Source organism: Coprococcus sp. RTP21281st1_F1_RTP21281_210402 (genome assembly GCF_040915325.1).
Taxonomy (GTDB): domain Bacteria; phylum Bacillota; class Clostridia; order Lachnospirales; family Lachnospiraceae; genus Coprococcus; species Coprococcus aceti.
Genome location: NZ_JBCPDQ010000005.1, coordinates 208,121 through 224,754 on the forward strand (window position 1 = coordinate 208,121; position 16,634 = coordinate 224,754).

The following is a 16,634-nucleotide window of genomic DNA, read 5'->3' on the forward strand; positions in this document are numbered from 1 at the left end:
AATGGGAGGTAGTTATGAGAAAAAGAATCGAGGAGTGGATAAACTGGGTGCTCTATGATGAGCTCATTGCCAGCAAGATCAATGCGCCAAAGCATTTGCTGGGAATCCATGATTATGGTGAAGGTCAGATAATCGTTGTGTACAAGCCGGGGGCGATCAGGGTAGAGGTTACATCGCGCACAGGTAAGAAGATACACACCATGGAACAGATGACAAATGAAGGACTGTTCGCCATTTATTTTGATAAGAAGGAGTACGATGGCAACAAGTACAATGTTGTCACCACATATGAGGATGGCACCATTATAAACAGTGCAGATCCATATTCATTTGAATCGCTTATCACGGATTTTGACACATACCTTTTTGCGGAGGGCAGACATTACAATATATATGAGAAGCTTGGCGCACACCCTATGACTATAGACGGTGTACGTGGAACCTACTTTGCAGTGTGGGCTCCTCATGCAAGACGTGTCAGTGTAGTCGGTGATTTCAATCTCTGGGATGGTAATGTAAATCCTATGCAGATCACGGCGAATGAGGGAATATACGAACTGTTCCTGCCGGGCGTGGAGCCGGGCGCTGTGTACAAGTATCAGATCATGACCAGATATGGTGAGATACTGTACAAAGCTGATCCATATGGCAACCAGTGTCAGATGAGACCGGAAAATGCCTCAGTGGTTGCAGACATAAGCAGCTATAAGTGGAAGGATACATCATGGATGAAGGATAGAAGCAAGATCAGCCGTACTGACAGAATGCGCATGCCTATGTCCATATACGAGATGCATCTCGGCTCATGGCACAAGAAGGTTGAGGATGATGATGCAGGCTTCTACACATACAGGGAGCTCGCTCCTATGGTGGCAGACTATCTCAATGAGATGGGATATACGCACGTAGAGCTCATGGGTATATCAGAGTATCCATTTGACGGCTCATGGGGCTACCAGGTTACCAATTATTATGCACCGACCAGCAGATATGGTGATGCAGTAGATTTTATGTATTTCGTTGATTATATGCACAGCAAGGGAATCAGTGTTATCCTAGACTGGGTGCCAGCACACTTTCCTAGGGATGCGCACGGACTTGGACGTTTTGATGGGATGCCTCTCTATGAGCATCCGGATCCAAGAAGAGGAGAGCATCCTGACTGGGGCACATATATATTTGACTATGGCCGCAATGAGGTGGCAAACTTCCTCACGGCAAATGCTCTGTTCTGGGTCGAGAAGTTCCATATAGACGGACTCCGCGTGGATGCTGTGGCATCCATGTTGTATCTCGACTATGGCAAGCAGGATGGACAGTGGCTGCCAAATGAACATGGTGGAAACGAGAACCTTGAGGCAATAGCACTTATGCAGAATATAAACAGCATCATGGAGGAGAGAAATCCGGGGGCATATCTAATAGCAGAGGAGTCAACAGCGTGGGCAGGTGTAACTGCTCCGGCATCCATGGACGGACTTGGTTTCCTGTTCAAGTGGAATATGGGATGGATGAATGACTTCCTTGAGTATATGCAGATGGATCCATATTTCAGACAGAACAACCAGAACATGCTGACTTTCAGTCTTTCGTATGCGTATGCTGAGAACTATGTTCTCGTCATATCCCATGACGAGGTAGTTCATCTCAAGCGTTCAATGATAGAAAAGATGCCTGGCAGCGAGGAGGACAAATTCGCAAATCTCAGAACTGCGTACGGATTCATGTATGGACATCCGGGCAAGAAGCTGCTCTTTATGGGGCAGGAATTTGCACAGCCTAGAGAGTGGAGTGAGGCGAGAAGCCTTGACTGGTTCGTCTTAGACAATCCGCTCAATCAGGGCATGGAGAGGTATGTCAAAGCGCTCAATAAGCTTTACAATACCAATGATGCGATGTATGCGAATGACACAGATCCAATGGGATTTGAGTGGACAGATTGCGATCACCCAGACATGAGCATACTTTCATTTGTAAGACGAGGCTCAACTCCGAAGAAGCAGCTGCTTTTCGTATGTAACTTCACTCCGGTTGAGAGAGATAATTACAGTATACCGGTTCCGTGCTACACGACATACAAGGAGATACTCAACTCAGATGATGTACAGTTTGGCGGAAAGGGCAGACTCAACGGCAAGCCGGTCAAGGCAGTGGACAAGAAGAATGCCAGAACTCCTTACAGTATAGACATCACGGTTCCGCCACTCTCAACAGTTGTGTTTGAGTACGATTACACGGATATGACACCTGAGCTTGAGAAGAAGGAAGCTGAGGCCAAGGCTGCTGCAAAGAAGCGTGTGGACGCAGCAAAGAGAAAGGCTGCAGCGGCACAGAAGAAGGCTGAGGAGATAAAGAAGGATGCCGAGAAGAAAGCGGCTGAGCTGAAGAAAGAGGCGGAGAAGAAGGCAGATGAGCTGAAAAAGGAAGCCGAGAAGAAGACTGCTGAGTTGAAAAAGGAGGCATCTGAGATCTCAGAAGAGGTAAAGGATGATATAGCAGATATAGAAAAGTCAGTGGTGGCTGTTGCTGATGACATCAAGAAAGATATAAAAGCACGCAAAAAATAAACTTGCAATATGAGACAACAGGTCATATAATGTCAGTGTAAGTGCAAAGGGGCACAGAACGATATCGTTCTGTGCCCCTTTTTTGTACATCAGGCGGGTGACGACCAGCCAGATCATAAGAATCCAGGTAGTTTTTAAGGAGGAAGCAGTATGAAGACAGGAAAAGTAAAATGGTTTAATGCAAAGAAAGGCTACGGCTTTATATGTGATGAGGATGGAGCAGATGTATTTGTACATTTCTCAGCACTGAATATGGAGGGCTTCAAGGTTCTTGAAGAGGGAGATACAGTAGAGTATGAGGTTGTGGACGGTGAAAAGGGTCCACAGGCGGCAAATGTGACAAAACTGTAAATACAATGCGGTATATGTCAAAACAGCCATATATTTAAAGCGAATACATGTTGAATTAGGAGAACATCCCCGGGTTATGATTACAGATGATCAGGGGATGTTTTTTATGAGCAACGAATTGGAGCATGCTATTGCGTAGAACTGAGATGAATATCTACAAGGCCTCGTGTTACATAAATACAAGAATATTATAGATGTCGCCATATGCTAAAATTGTATGTCTGCTATAATAAAAACAACACATCTTTAAAAATCATCTTGACGGCTGGCGATGATAAAATGTAGAATACACATATATGGTGAAACATGTTTCATACATTTGTTGTTGCTGATAAACAGTTAAATAAACAGGCACGTATTTATTTTAGATTATAAGGGGGATATGTACCATGAAGAGATTTGATGTTGTGGCACTTGGAGAACTGCTCATAGACTTTACACAGAACGGGCTCAGCGGCCAGGGCAATATGATGATGGAGGCCAATCCAGGCGGAGCACCATGTAATGTTCTCGCTATGCTGCAGAAGCTTGGCAAGAAGACTGCATTTGTTGGAAAAGTAGGGGATGATTTCCTTGGAAAAATGCTTGCCGGTGTTGTGGCTGATGCCGGGATCAACACTGACAATCTGAAGTTTGACAGGGATGTACACACAACACTTGCATTTGTGCATACATACGAGGACGGAGACAGAGACTTTTCATTTTACAGGAATCCGGGAGCGGATATTATGTTAAGCGCAGATGAGGTGGATGAGAGTATCATAAAGGATGCCAGGCTGTTCCATTTCGGATCACTCTCACTGACATATGAAGTGTCACGTGCTGCAACACAGAAGGCTGTGGCTGCTGCAAAGGAGGCTGGATGCATCGTCACATTTGACCCGAACCTCAGGGAGCCTCTGTGGAAGACACTGGACGAGGCCCATGATCAGATTGACTGGGGTATGAGACAGTGTGATGTGCTCAAGATATCAGATAATGAGATACAGTGGTTCACAGGAAGAGAGGATTTTGACGAGGGTATAAAGATACTTCAGGACACATACAATATACCTTTGATACTTCTCTCCATGGGAAGAGATGGAAGCCGTGCATACTACGGGGATGTAGTCGCTGAGGCAAAGCCGTTTATCCAGGAGAATACTATAGAGACCACAGGCGCCGGGGACACTTTCTGTGCATGCGTGCTGAATTATGTACTTGATAATGGACTTGAAGATCTTGACACTGATAAGCTTACAGAGATGCTTGTATTCGCAAATGCTGCTGCATCGATCATCACAACACGCAAGGGAGCACTCAAGGTTATGCCGGAGAGATCCGAGGTTGAGAAGCTCATTGCCGAGAGACAGTAATAGATAAAAATACGGCAACAGATTAAAACAGGTTGTGTACGGTAATGATACAGATTATGTAAATAAAATGAGAATGATAAGTTAATTGACTATAGTCAGAAAAGGAGAAGATAAATGGCAGGTTCAAAGACAGTGAAAAAGACTGCAGAATATACAAAGAGATTTGATGAGAGATATGACGAGCTCAAGTGGCTCTACTGCGAGCTCTATAACAACAATATGGAGGCATTTGACTGGCTGTGCGATTCTCTGTATGGTTATTATCAGGAGAGAAATGCTGATCTCAAGAAGCTGGACAGAAGCCGTGTCAAGAATCCGGACTGGTATAAGCAGAATGATCTGTTAGGTATGATGATGTACACAAATGCATTCGCGGGAACGCTGAAGGGTGTAAAAGAAAAGCTTCCATATGTGAAGTCATGTGGTGTGAATTATCTTCATTTTATGCCGCTGCTGGAAAGCCCTAAGGGCAGAGATGACGGCGGATATGCTGTTGCGGATTTCAGAAAGGTAAAGCCTGAGCTTGGAACCATGGAGGATCTGGAGGACCTCACTGCAGAGTGTCACAGACAGGGTATAAGCTGCTGTCTGGATTTCGTAATGAACCATACAAGTGAGGATCATGAGTGGGCAAGGGCAGCGAGAAATGGAGATCCTGTTGCAAGATCCAGATATTTCTTCTATGATGATTGGTTCGTTCCTAACATATATGAGGAGACTGTGCCTGAGGTATTCCCAACTACGGCGCCTGGTAACTTCACATGGATAAATGACTGCAATCAGGTGGTCATGACTACATTTTACCCATACCAGTGGGATCTGAACTATGCAAATCCTATGGTGTTCAACGACATGGTCGGCAACATGCTCTATATGGCAAACCGAGGTATAGATGTCATCAGACTCGACGCTGTTCCGTATATATGGAAGCAGATAGGCACAAACTGCCGTAACCTTCCACAGGTTCACACTCTTGTCCGTATGATGAGGATAATCAGTGAGATAGTATGTCCGGGAGTCCTTCTTCTCGGAGAGGTCGTTATGGAGCCTTCCAAGGTAGTTCCATACTTTGGAACAGTTGACAAGCCAGAGTGCCATATGCTCTACAACGTGACAACCATGGCATCCACGTGGAATACGATAGCCACGAAGAATGTGGGACTCTTAAAGCGCCAGATGGATCAGGTGTGTGCACTTCCAAAGGATTATGTGTTCCTGAATTACCTCAGATGCCACGATGATATTGGCTGGGGACTTGACTATGACTGGCTGGCACAGTTCGGCATAGATGAGGTGGCACACAAGAAGTTCCTGAATGACTATTTCACAGGAAAGGGATACAACAGTGATTCCAGAGGTGAGCTCTATAACGATGATCCTAGACTCGGAGATGCCCGTCTGTGTGGAACAACAGCATCCCTGTCAGGCCTTGAGGCCGGCCAGTACGAGGCAAATGCAGACAAGATCGAACAGGCCATTGCCTGTGATCTCATGCTTCATGGATACCTGCTGGCACAGAGCGGAATCCCGGTTCTGTACAGCGGTGATGAGATAGGACAGACAAATGATTATACTTATAAGAATGATCCGGACAAATGTGCGGACAGCAGATATCTGCACAGAGGAAACTTCCCATGGGACAAGGTTGAAAATAAAGATCCTGTAGCCATGAAGATATTTGACGCGCTGCGCCACATGGAGGATATAAGAGCATCGCATGATGTATTTTCATGTAATGCAAATGTCTACACCATAGAGACAGGATGTGCAAGCGTCCTCGGAATAGTGAGGGAATATGCAGGACATGAGCTGAGGGCATTTTTCAACTTCAGTAACATGGATCAGCTCATCTGGACTATGCCTGATGATCAGGCTGACATATATACCGATCTCATATCAGGCAAGACACTCCGCGAGCTTGGAGCAGTCATGCCTAGATATGGATGCTGGTGGTTCTACAGATAGTTATTCGGAATCTTTTTTATAGAACATAAGAAGAGTATTTTTGATAGAAGGCTTAAAGACTGTGTTATGGTCATAGCCTTCTATTTTTTCGTAGGTTAGGTTTAAGCCAGAATAATTTCTCTCTTGTAAATCATTGTAGAAATCCTCGATAGAAGATATGAAGTTTTTATCCTCATCTGCACCTACGGTTACATAGACATTAGCATTTAGAGTCTGTGTTCTGTTGTAATATTCTTCTTCGTACGTAGACATGAATTTGCCGTCAGTATTTGCCCACATGGAAGGACTGCCAATATAATAATTTGCAAATGTATTTTTTCCTATAGTGTCATTATGGAACAGAGCGTAGTAAGCCCAGTATCCACCCAGGGAATGTCCTGTGAGAGTCATATTTTCAGGGTTTACAGAGTATATTTCTTCCAGGTAAGGAATCAGGTTATCTACAATAAAATGCAGGAATGAATCAGGGTTAGTCTGGAGATCTCTTTTTCTGATGACATCATAATTGTAAGTGTTTGGATACCCTATGCTGACAAGGATAACGTCCTGTATCTGGCCAGATGTCATAAGAGGTCTGAGTTCAGGGTGATCACTGAGTCTCCAGACTCCATCGGTCATAACAACCATTGGATATGAGCTTGCTTTGTTATAATCAGGTGGAAGAGATATATGGACAACAAAAGTGTCATCTATCTCAGCATCATAAATGGATAATTCGTTGATATAGTCTGCACAGGCGGGATCAAGAGTTGTCACCTCGTTATAATACATGTGCTCGGGAGAGAGTTTTCCCATGGTTATGCTGGCACGTTCCTCTGGAAGTAAACCTGTTGGAGTTGGCGCTTCTTTAGTAAGCTCCTCAGTTGTGATTTCTTTGACTGAGGTTTCACTTGTTGTTGCTTCTTCGATTGACGTATCTTCGGATGAAGAATAGCTGGTGACCGATTGGGTGACAGTAGAGTCATTCTTAGATGCTGACGAGTGCTGACACCCGGTGACAACTAATATAATAGCTATGCTGAATGTGGTCAAAATTGTTAATTCCTTTTTCATAAAAGGCCTCCTTTGATTGTATTTAGTAATTATCACATAAGTGAGAAATACTATAAAAACAATATCACAGGAGTTGCATTATGACCTGTCAGCAATGGTTAAACCTTGTCGGGGCGGATTTGCAGGAGAAGGTAATTTTGTTCCTTTTTTAATGATACATTGCTACACTCTAAGGTTATGTCAGGCGCTATGTTATAATGAGAAAATGGTAGAAATTCTGTGTAAATTTTATACCAAAGTGACTGCTGCCCGGCAGGAGTAGTATCTGAACAGTCAAAACAGATCCATTCGCCGTCAGGAATGCTTGTTATCGAATAATCGGATATATTTAATCCGGAAATTTCTTGTTTTGTGATCATTCGTCCAAATGTGTAATTAAAGCATGAAATTTCATTATTGAACTTATCAATATTTATAAAATCATTTGATCTGTAACCGAATAAGCAGTTATTTGGTTTTTCATCAGTGGATTTAATTTCCATTAGTTTATCCCAGCTGTGACTGCAGCATTCTCTTGTAAATTTTGGAATCAGAACATTATTTTTCGCGGTATCGAGGCTTGTGAAAACCCTGGAATAACCGGCAATACACATGTTGTTGATCTTAACGATTCTGTAGTTGAGCATAGATCCCCCATCTGCTGTGACCCTTAATACAATCCGGGTGAAATTATGGAGACCGGACTTGTTATTTCGAACATAAGTTGGAGAGTTTCCATGAAAGCGTGTGAAAGCCTTCGTGAAGCTTTCGGGTGTGTCATATCCGTATTCAAGTGCAATATCAGTCACCGTGCGGTTGGATGAAATGAGTTCTTCTCCAGCCAGGGAAAGCCGGCGGTTTCTGATATATTCCCCTATAGTATATCCCGTGATTAGATGAAATACTTTTCTGAAGTTGTCGGGAGAAGAGTAAGCCTGCATGGCTATTGTATTTTGGTCCAATACTTCACCGTCAATAAGGTGAGTCTCAATATAATCAATTGCGTTAATAAGTCCTTCGGTCCAATTCAAATGGTTTTCTACCTCCATGTAATGTATGTATATCACTATAGCACATATTTGTAGTAAATTGTTATAATGGACATATGAAAGTCATATCGGTTTGTTAATATGCAGGTCAAGGAGGTGATGATGTATTGCACTTTGGATGGAAAAGAGGTTAGCAATCTCAGCAGCTTTTATGCCAGGAATGTTCTTGATGAAAATGGACAGCTAGTGTTCAGAGATGATGAACTGGTTCAGAACTATGTGCTCGAGGATGGCAGCATGGAATATCATATTCTTCTTGACTCTGAGGGAAAGAAGGGCTTTCTCCAAGGTTAAAATGTTCTGGAAAACAACAACCGAAGATGAAGATGGCGAAGATGCGCAATATACTCTCAATGATTTCTACGAGGTGCCATTTAACTGACATTTAAATACATATGGTGTAACATGTATCAATCAGCAGTTCAGAATTAAATTAAAAATATGATTTGACGTTCTAATAATTAGAATATATACGGAAACAGAAAGAAAGCCCACCCGGGGTATATATAGCGATTGGTAGTGCAGTCGACTGAGTTTCAGCGCTTCTTGCTAAGGCGAAGCACGCAAACGCCCTTATCGCGTGCGTAGCCGCATGCAGATAGAAACAAGCTGAAACGAAGGAAGACAAACGTGATCGATTATATACCCCGGGTGGGCTTTCTTTTGTCCGTCATACAATTTAATTCTTAGAACATCTATACAGCAGATCCTCCCAACGGCGGTCAACCTCCTGCTGATACTGAACGAGAAGGTGCTCGTTCTCAGGCTTGAACAGGTGCTTGAACCTTCCCTGCGTTCTCAGGAAGTCCTCGATAGGAAGCTTCTTCTTAGGAGAGTAGGAGAGGATCCATTTGCCCTCAATAACCTCGAACAGAGGCCAGTAACATGTCTCGACTGCCAGCTTGCAGATGTCCATGATCTTCTCTGTAGGGTATCTCCATCCTCTAGGACATGGTGACATGACGTTGAGGAAAGCTGCGCCAGGTGTGTATATGGCCTTCTCAGCCTTCTCATAGAGATCACGCATGTTGCCGAGAAGAGTAGACTGTCCAACATATGGGATGTCGTGGGCAGCCATGACCTGTGCGAGATCCTTTCTGTTCTGCATCTTACCATTTGACTGTGAGCCTACTGGTGTGGTTGTGGTGTCAGCATACATAGGAGTAGCTGATGAACGCTGGATACCGGTGTTCATGTATGCTCCGTTGTCATAGCACACATATACCATGTCATGTCCACGCTCCATGGCACCTGACAGTGACTGAAGTCCGATGTCATAAGTTCCGCCATCACCGCCAAATGTGATGAATTTGTATGTGTCATCTATCTTGCCTTTTTTCTTCAGAACGTTGTACGCTGTCTCAACACCGGAGAGGGTTGCGCCTGCGTTCTCAAATGCGTTGTGTATGTAGCTGTCCTCGTAAGCTGTGTAAGGATACATGAAGGTTGAAACCTCAAGACATCCTGTGGCGTTACCGATGACCGCCTTGTCGCCTTCGTGAAGGGCGCGGAGTACAGTTCTGACAGTGATCGTACCACCGCAGCCTGCACACATTCTATGACCTGGAGCAAGACGCTCAGGCTTGTTCATTATTTCTTTAAAATTATATGCCATTTCATCTTACCTCCTACTGTCTAAGTCCTATGTACTGATACTGAGGAATCTCAGCACCGTTCTCTATCATGTCTTCAAGCTGTGCAAATACGCCCTTGGCGCTGTCCACAGTGTAGTCACGTCCGCCGAGACCGTAGATGTAGCTGACAGCCTTTGTGGTTGCCTGAATGTCATACAGGTGCTCCTTGACCTCTGCTGAGAGAGGCCCGCCGCCTGCTCTGAATCCTTCCGATCTGTCAAGGATTGCCACAGCCTTGGTGTGGGCGAGAGCCTTTGCAATCTCCTCACCAGGGAATGGTCTGAACACTCTGATCTTCAAGAGTCCGACCTTCTTGCCTTCGTTTCTCAGCTCATCTATAGCTTCCTTTGTTGTTCCGGCAGCAGAACCGATCATAACGATGGCGTAGTCAGCGTCGTCAAGTCTGTACTCCTCAAAGAATCCGTAGTGACGGCCTGTCATCTCCTCGAATTCCTTTGCAACGTCAAGAATAACCTGCTTTGCATTCTTCATGGCAGTGTTCTGAGCCATCTTAGTCTCCATATAGTAAGGAGATGTGGCGTAAGGACCGACAGCCATAGGCATCTCAGGATTTAACAGATACTGCTCAGGGGTGTATTCACCTACAAACTTCTTTACGAGATCATCCTCGATGAGGGTGATGTTTTCAACGGCATGGCTTGTGATGAAACCATCCTGACATATCATGATAGGAAGTCTGACATCCTTGTGCTCAGATATTCTGTATGCCTGAACAAAGTTGTCATATGCCTCCTGGTTGTTCTCTGCGTATATCTGAAGCCAGCCTGTATCACGTGCGCCCATACTGTCTGAGTGGTCACAGTTGATGTTGATAGGGCCGGAGAGTGCTCTGTTTACAAGTGCGAGGGCAAGTGGAAGACGATTGGACGCTGCCACGTAGAGCTCCTCCCACATGAGAGCCATACCACATGATGATGTGGCTGTGAGTGTACGGCAGCCGGCAGCCTCTGCGCCGATCGCTGCACTCATGGCACTGTGCTCACTCTCTACCGGTATAAATTCTGTATCGATCTCTCCATTGGAGATAAATGTTGAAACGAACTGAGGTATCTCAGTTGAAGGTGTTATAGGAAATGCAGGCATAACATCCGGATTGATCTGCTTTATAGCATGTGCCACAGCCTCATTTCCTGAAAGACGTTCTCTTATAGCCATTTATTTGCCCTCCTTCATAGTGATTGCTCCGAATTTGCACTGGTATGCGCATATACCGCAGCCCTTGCAGTGCTCCAGGTCAAATGCGAGACGCTTGCCTGATACGACCGGAATGCATGAATCCGGACAGACAGGTGCGCACAGAAGACAGTGTACGCATTTGCTCTCGTCTAGGACAGGTGTTGAAGTCCTCCACTCACCTGTGTTAAATGCCTTGGATGTGCCACCGCCGTATACGTGGTTTCCAGGTGTGAGCTCTGTCCATTTGCTATTGTCATGTATCTTGCTTATATCTGTTCTCATTATTTCATTACCTCCCTGAAGGCGAGCTTTAATGCTTCCATGTTGCCCTCGATAACCTCTGGTTTCTTGGCAAATTTGTGCTGATATGACTGTCTCATATCTTCGAGGAAAGGTCCCTCCTCCATGATTCCGCTGACAGCAACGATGGCTGCAAGCATAGGAGAGTTAGGAAAATTCTTGCCGAGAGTCTTCATGGAGATCTCCTTGGCATCAAGTGTGTATACCCTGCCCTTGTAACCCTTGAGCAGTGGACGGACCTCGTCCGGAGTCTTAGGTGTATTTATAATGATGGCGCCATCCTCGGCGAGACCTGCAGTCACATGTACAGGTTCGATTAGAGATTCGTCAACTACAACCACATACTGTGGCTCGTAAATGTTGGAATGTACTCTGATAGGCTCACTGCTGATCCTGTTGTAGGCAGTGATAGGTGCGCCCATTCTCTCTGGACCATACTCAGGGAATCCTTGAACATATTTACCTGTTTTGAATGCCACATCTGCGAGGAGCAGGGCAGCAGTCTTGGCACCCTGACCACCACGTCCGTGCCATCTGATTTCGATAGTATCTTTCACTTTCACATCTCCTGTCAAAAATTTCTCATTAAGTTCCGTTTATTAGGAAAAATAATCCTTTTGATTATACCATTTATAGATAATAAGTAAAGAATAAAATTAAGGAAATAAGTCGAAAAACAAAAAAATTTAACGCGGATAACAGAAATACCTAAAAATGTTGGATTTAACGATGGGATAAGTTATCTGAAAACTATAAAAAAGCATTTGGGATCATAAAATTTATTATATGCTGACGACAAAGTGGATACAGTTCTGTCCATCCACCGTCTGATTGTCCAGCAGTATTTCACCATGGTACTTGGATGTGAGCTGTTTCAGCTTGTAAAGTCCGATACCTCTGGAATAAGCTCCATCCTTCAGAGGCTTGGTCGAGTAGCCCTTTGCGAAGAAGTTCTTGCGCATTTCCGCGGTGAGCTGCGATCCGGCATTGAAGGTTTCAACGGTGGTAGTCTTGCCGTCAGAGTCTATGATGACTTTTATCATACCTCCGTCCTCAGTTGCGTCAAATGCATTGTCCACCAGAATGCTCATGACATCCAGAAGCTCAAATTCCGCTGCCTTGGATGTGAGTGTGGAATTTTTGACATCTATATCCAGATTAATATTATGCTCCTGCGCAAGGTTCATCTTGCTGAACAGAAAACCTGCGATCAGTTTCATGTTGATCCTCAGAAGATACGAATTCTTGATGACATGGTCATTGCAGGAGGTATCCAGCTCATTTGAAAGGGCAGCAGCGAGGGAATCATAATCAGTGTAACTGATCGGCAGCATGCTGATGGCCTGAAGCTCATTGTTGTAGTCATGCTGTCTCATGCGCACCTGATCTATCAGATCCTCTATAATAGGAAGATACTGTTCATATGACTGTAGTTGCTTCCGGGATTCTCTGAGGCTCATATAGTTCTTGTACATTCCCGAGTATAAAATGAGGATAAGTATGACTATAAACAGGAAAGTCATAAATATATTCATGAAGTCCTTAGGGGATATACGCTGGTATAAAACCATAGATACCATGAGGGCAAATACTGCGAGTATTATATTCCTGGATACCTGATTTTTCACTATAAGAGCATCGTACAGCTTATCCATATGTCCGAATTTGTATAAAAGTATAGCTATGATGAAAGCCATGGCTTCGGTTATATATGTTGAAGTGTTGGTGAAGGGATTGTCCGTAAACTGCATGATGACAACCATCTGGATGAGGTTCAGTATAGTCATGATGATAAGTGTAATTGCGTATCCCGTTATGATCTTCATCGGCGGATATCGGAATACCAGAGAGTAGAATACAAAGCAGTATATGTATGTTATCAGTGTGAATATTAACATGGAGTCTGTAACTGTGGCAATCAGAGAGACTGGTAAAGTCAGCAGAAGCAAAGGTGGAAGTCTCTTTGCTATCTGGGAAAATTTTACATTATATATCGCCATCAAGAATACTAAAAATACAAAGGTATCAAACAGTATCTTGGAAAGAAAATCAAAATATGCAGCCATTATCTGTTCTCCTGGTAAGTTTCTATAATAGTTTTGTATTTGCGCCCGACCGGTATGGATTCTTGAGCCAGTTTCAGCGTTATAAGTGAATTGGATCTGTCGTAGCTCTGTATGTAGTCGGGATTGAAGTAATAGCTTTTGTGGCATCTGACCAGAGGTACATCACCAGCAGCCTGCAAAATTGACTCGAAGGTCGGGTTGGTGACGATAAAATCGCCGTCGGATGTGAAAATGTGCTTGTGGTGGCCGGATGCACATACATAAATTATTTCATCCATGCTTATATGGAAAAGTATTCCCTGGATATCCTTTACGCGGATCCTTGATGTCTGGTCGTCAGGCTGTGTGAGCACCGAGTTGATCCCTCCTACGACATCGATTCTGTCATAAGGCTTTGAGAAATAATACTGGCAATGATACTTGTTGATGACATCAAGGTTTGGAACGGTGATGTCGGTGATGAAGATGACAGGTGTGTCATTGTATTTGGGAATTCTTCGGAGATAACCACATACATCCAATCCGGTCTTTCCTCCACCGAGATCAATGTCCAGTAAAAAGATATCAATATCAAATGAATCTATTATTGTTATGGCATCGTTGTAAGTTGATGCAGTGTTGACAACAGCGTCTGCGTACTCTTCTTCAATTATATGTTTTAAGCCGGTAAGCTGGATATTGTCATCCTCAACAATCAGAAAATTCATAATCAAACACTCCTGTGAAAAATTGATAGATAAACAAAACTCTTAAATTATTAACATATCAGGAACATTCTATCATACAAATGGGAATTTCTACAATAGGTATAATTAAAGTATATGTGTGTTGTACACGAAAATTTATGTCGTTCAGGTTGTTATACGCGTCGTTTGTGTCGATTTTTGCCAAAACTATTGGAAAAATTATACAAATAGTATAGTGTATGTAACAGAGGATAATTAACTCTGAGGGGAGATTGATTATATAGTGTCAGATAGGATGTATCAGGTACAGGTATTTCGGTTAAGGGTATCTGTACAGTATATTCAATTTGATGCATAGGATCTGCCATATGTGCCTGAGCATGTATGGCAGATTTTTTGCGTTAAGCTGTAATATAATACTATTTAAAATTTGAAAATAATATGGTATGATGTAGAGAAACATGGGGTTTTGTATACATCTGTGTGCAATTCCATAAATGACAAAAAGCTATTACCAGGAGGAAGAGTATGATTAAATTATTTGACAACGGTGCTTATCTGTTACATGGTACAGAGCTGGTTGAGGATAATGCTGAGGCAGGTGCGGTTCTCGCATCAAAGCTTGGCAGTGCTCCATCAAAGGAAGAGGCATCAAAGAACACACTTGCTTACGGAATATTGGCTAAGCATAACACATCTGACAATATGGAGAATCTTAAGATCAAATTCGATAAGATGACTTCACATGATATAACATTTGTAGGAATCATCCAGACAGCAAGAGCATCAGGTCTTAAGGAGTTCCCTATACCATATGTACTTACAAACTGTCACAACTCACTGTGTGCCGTAGGTGGAACCATCAATGAGGATGACCATATGTTTGGCCTCTCATGTGCGAAGAAGTATGGCGGCGTGTATGTACCACCTCATCAGGCGGTCATCCATCAGTTTGCAAGAGAGATGCTGGCAGAGTGTGGCGCCATGATACTTGGATCAGACTCACATACACGTTACGGTGCTCTTGGTACTATGGCTATTGGAGAGGGCGGCGGTGAGCTCGCAAAGCAGCTCCTGTGTAAGACATACGATGTTGCAAAGCCGGGCGTTATCGCAATCTATCTCGACGGAGAGGTACAGAAGGGGGTTGGTCCTCAGGATGTGGCACTTGCCATCATCGGAGCAACATTTGGCTGCGGATATGTCAAGAATAAGGTCATGGAGTTCGTTGGTCCTGGTGTTGACAAGCTCTCAGCAGATTTCCGTATCGGTATTGATGTTATGACAACAGAGACAACATGTCTGTCATCAATATGGAAGACAGATGACAAGATAAAGGATTGGTATGACATTCACGGAAGAAGTGAGGCATACAAGGAGATGAATCCTGGCGATGTGGCTTACTATGACGGAGTCGTATATGTAGATCTGTCAACAGTTAAGCCAATGATAGCTATGCCATTCCACCCAAGCAACACATACACCATCGACGAGCTGAATGCAAACCTCATGGATATCCTTGATGATGTTGAGAAGCGTGCACTTGTAAGCCTTGACGGCAAGGTCGACTTTACACTCAAGGATAAGGTAAGAGATGGCAAGCTGTATGTTGAGCAGGGAATCATCGCCGGATGTGCCGGTGGTGGATATGAGAATATCTGCGATGCGGCTGATATCCTCAGAGGCAAGAGCATAGGCGCTGACGAGTTCACACTGTCAGTATATCCTGCAAGTACACCTATATATATGCAGCTCGCAAAGAACGGTGTCCTGGCTGATCTCATCGAGACAGGTTCTATCGTTAAGACAGCATTTTGTGGACCTTGCTTTGGTGCCGGTGATACACCTGCCAACAATGCATTCTCCATCAGACATTCAACAAGAAACTTCCCTAACAGAGAGGGCTCAAAGATACAGAATGGTCAGATCTCATCTGTTGCGCTTATGGATGCGCGTTCTATCGCAGCAACTGCAGCCAACAAGGGCTATCTGACATCAGCAACAGACCTTGCAGATATAGAGTACACACATCCAAAGTATTTCTTCGACAAGGCTATATACGACAGAAGAGTTTACAACGGTGTTGGAAAGGCTGATCCTTCGGTTGAGATCAAGTTTGGTCCAAACATCAAGGACTGGCCTGAGATGGTTCCTCTTACAGACAACCTTCTCCTCAAGGTGGCATCAGTTATACATGATCCTGTAACAACAACAGATGAGCTTATCCCATCAGGAGAGACTTCATCATACAGATCAAATCCTCTTGGACTTGCAGAGTTCACTCTGTCAAGAAAGGATCCTGAGTACGTTGGAAGAGCGAAGGCTATCCAGGCTGTAGAGAAGGTTCGTGAGGCAGGTGAGTGCATGGGTAAGGCATTCCCAGAGGTCAAGGAAGTTATGCATGCCATCAAGGAGAAGTTTGAGGACGTATG

14 protein-coding genes are annotated in these 16,634 nt (G+C 43.9%); 6 read left to right on the plus strand and 8 right to left on the minus strand.

Annotated elements, in window-relative coordinates; all coding sequences use genetic code 11:
* The first annotated feature begins 14 nt into the window (after nt 1–14).
* The 4 genes from glgB (at nt 15) to AB5150_RS08875 (ending at nt 6,238) form a co-directional block, all read left to right on the plus strand.
* Nucleotides 15–2,567 (plus strand): 1,4-alpha-glucan branching protein GlgB, encoded by a 2,553-nt coding sequence (glgB, locus tag AB5150_RS08860; RefSeq protein ID WP_022217186.1) that lies wholly within the window; start codon nt 15–17, stop codon nt 2,565–2,567.
* A gap of 150 nt (nt 2,568–2,717) precedes the next feature.
* Nucleotides 2,718–2,918, plus strand: a complete 201-nt coding sequence (locus tag AB5150_RS08865) for a cold-shock protein (protein WP_015533189.1) — start codon at nt 2,718–2,720, stop codon at nt 2,916–2,918.
* A 389-nt stretch (nt 2,919–3,307) separates the two neighbouring features.
* The gene (locus AB5150_RS08870; RefSeq protein WP_022217187.1) at nt 3,308–4,273 is read left to right on the plus strand and encodes a PfkB family carbohydrate kinase; all 966 of its coding nucleotides are present in this window, start codon (nt 3,308–3,310) and stop codon (nt 4,271–4,273) included.
* A gap of 114 nt (nt 4,274–4,387) precedes the next feature.
* Entirely contained in the window at nt 4,388–6,238 is a 1,851-nt protein-coding gene (locus AB5150_RS08875) for an alpha-amylase family protein (protein WP_055143964.1), read from the plus strand.
* Here the strand turns inward: AB5150_RS08875 and AB5150_RS08880 are convergent, their stop codons facing one another.
* Together AB5150_RS08880 and AB5150_RS08885 are read right to left on the minus strand one after the other, a co-directional pair.
* Nucleotides 6,239–7,291 (minus strand): alpha/beta hydrolase-fold protein, encoded by a 1,053-nt coding sequence (locus tag AB5150_RS08880; RefSeq protein WP_349818455.1) that lies wholly within the window; start codon nt 7,289–7,291, stop codon nt 6,239–6,241.
* A 98-nt stretch (nt 7,292–7,389) separates the two neighbouring features.
* Nucleotides 7,390–8,301, minus strand: a complete 912-nt coding sequence (locus AB5150_RS08885; protein ID WP_349818456.1) for a helix-turn-helix domain-containing protein — start codon at nt 8,299–8,301, stop codon at nt 7,390–7,392.
* 120 nt (nt 8,302–8,421) lie between these two features.
* Here AB5150_RS08885 and AB5150_RS08890 point away from each other — a divergent pair, with 120 nt between their 5' ends.
* Nucleotides 8,422–8,613: a hypothetical protein gene (locus AB5150_RS08890; protein WP_055143970.1), complete on the plus strand. Its 192-nt coding sequence runs from the start codon at nt 8,422–8,424 to the stop codon at nt 8,611–8,613.
* Nucleotides 8,614–8,998: 385 nt separating this feature from the next.
* Here AB5150_RS08890 and AB5150_RS08895 read toward each other — a convergent pair whose 3' ends face one another.
* From AB5150_RS08895 to AB5150_RS08920, 6 genes are all read right to left on the minus strand, one after another.
* A complete protein-coding gene (locus AB5150_RS08895; protein ID WP_055143972.1) occupies nt 8,999–9,934 on the minus strand; it encodes a thiamine pyrophosphate-dependent enzyme in 936 nt (311 codons plus the stop codon).
* Between the two features lie 13 nt (nt 9,935–9,947).
* The gene (porA, locus tag AB5150_RS08900) at nt 9,948–11,129 is read right to left on the minus strand and encodes a pyruvate ferredoxin oxidoreductase, alpha subunit (protein WP_015533185.1); all 1,182 of its coding nucleotides are present in this window, start codon (nt 11,127–11,129) and stop codon (nt 9,948–9,950) included.
* A complete protein-coding gene (locus tag AB5150_RS08905; protein WP_004848700.1) occupies nt 11,130–11,432 on the minus strand; it encodes a 4Fe-4S binding protein in 303 nt (100 codons plus the stop codon).
* Nucleotides 11,432–12,007: a 2-oxoacid:acceptor oxidoreductase family protein gene (locus tag AB5150_RS08910; RefSeq protein WP_022217194.1), complete on the minus strand. Its 576-nt coding sequence runs from the start codon at nt 12,005–12,007 to the stop codon at nt 11,432–11,434. Before AB5150_RS08910 ends, AB5150_RS08905 begins: the two co-directional genes overlap by 1 nt.
* Before the next feature lie 225 nt (nt 12,008–12,232).
* Nucleotides 12,233–13,516: a sensor histidine kinase gene (locus tag AB5150_RS08915; protein ID WP_238050442.1), complete on the minus strand. Its 1,284-nt coding sequence runs from the start codon at nt 13,514–13,516 to the stop codon at nt 12,233–12,235.
* Nucleotides 13,516–14,223 carry a LytTR family DNA-binding domain-containing protein gene (locus AB5150_RS08920; RefSeq protein ID WP_022217196.1) on the minus strand — a complete coding sequence of 236 codons (708 nt, stop codon included), beginning with the start codon at nt 14,221–14,223 and terminating at the stop codon, nt 13,516–13,518. The genes AB5150_RS08915 and AB5150_RS08920 overlap by 1 nt, the downstream gene beginning before the upstream one ends.
* 507 nt (nt 14,224–14,730) lie before the next feature.
* On the opposite strand from AB5150_RS08920, the gene AB5150_RS08925 reads away from it, so the two are divergent.
* Nucleotides 14,731–16,634 (plus strand): hydratase (locus AB5150_RS08925; protein WP_368291709.1); only part of this gene is annotated, 1,904 nt, incomplete at its 3' end.

What these genes read in the sequence shown, in the direction of transcription:
- AB5150_RS08920 (WP_022217196.1), bottom strand. Translation starts at nt 14,223, where the DNA reads ATGAATTTTCTGATTGTTGAGGATGACAATATCCAGCTTACCGGCTTA.
- glgB (WP_022217186.1), top strand. Translation starts at nt 15, where the DNA reads ATGAGAAAAAGAATCGAGGAGTGGATAAACTGGGTGCTCTATGATGAG.
- AB5150_RS08875 (WP_055143964.1), top strand. Translation starts at nt 4,388, where the DNA reads ATGGCAGGTTCAAAGACAGTGAAAAAGACTGCAGAATATACAAAGAGA.
- AB5150_RS08905 (WP_004848700.1), bottom strand. Translation starts at nt 11,432, where the DNA reads ATGAGAACAGATATAAGCAAGATACATGACAATAGCAAATGGACAGAG.
- AB5150_RS08865 (WP_015533189.1), top strand. Translation starts at nt 2,718, where the DNA reads ATGAAGACAGGAAAAGTAAAATGGTTTAATGCAAAGAAAGGCTACGGC.
- AB5150_RS08895 (WP_055143972.1), bottom strand. Translation starts at nt 9,934, where the DNA reads ATGGCATATAATTTTAAAGAAATAATGAACAAGCCTGAGCGTCTTGCT.
- AB5150_RS08870 (WP_022217187.1), top strand. Translation starts at nt 3,308, where the DNA reads ATGAAGAGATTTGATGTTGTGGCACTTGGAGAACTGCTCATAGACTTT.
- AB5150_RS08890 (WP_055143970.1), top strand. Translation starts at nt 8,422, where the DNA reads ATGTATTGCACTTTGGATGGAAAAGAGGTTAGCAATCTCAGCAGCTTT.
- AB5150_RS08880 (WP_349818455.1), bottom strand. Translation starts at nt 7,291, where the DNA reads ATGAAAAAGGAATTAACAATTTTGACCACATTCAGCATAGCTATTATA.
- AB5150_RS08915 (WP_238050442.1), bottom strand. Translation starts at nt 13,516, where the DNA reads ATGGCTGCATATTTTGATTTTCTTTCCAAGATACTGTTTGATACCTTT.
- porA (WP_015533185.1), bottom strand. Translation starts at nt 11,129, where the DNA reads ATGGCTATAAGAGAACGTCTTTCAGGAAATGAGGCTGTGGCACATGCT.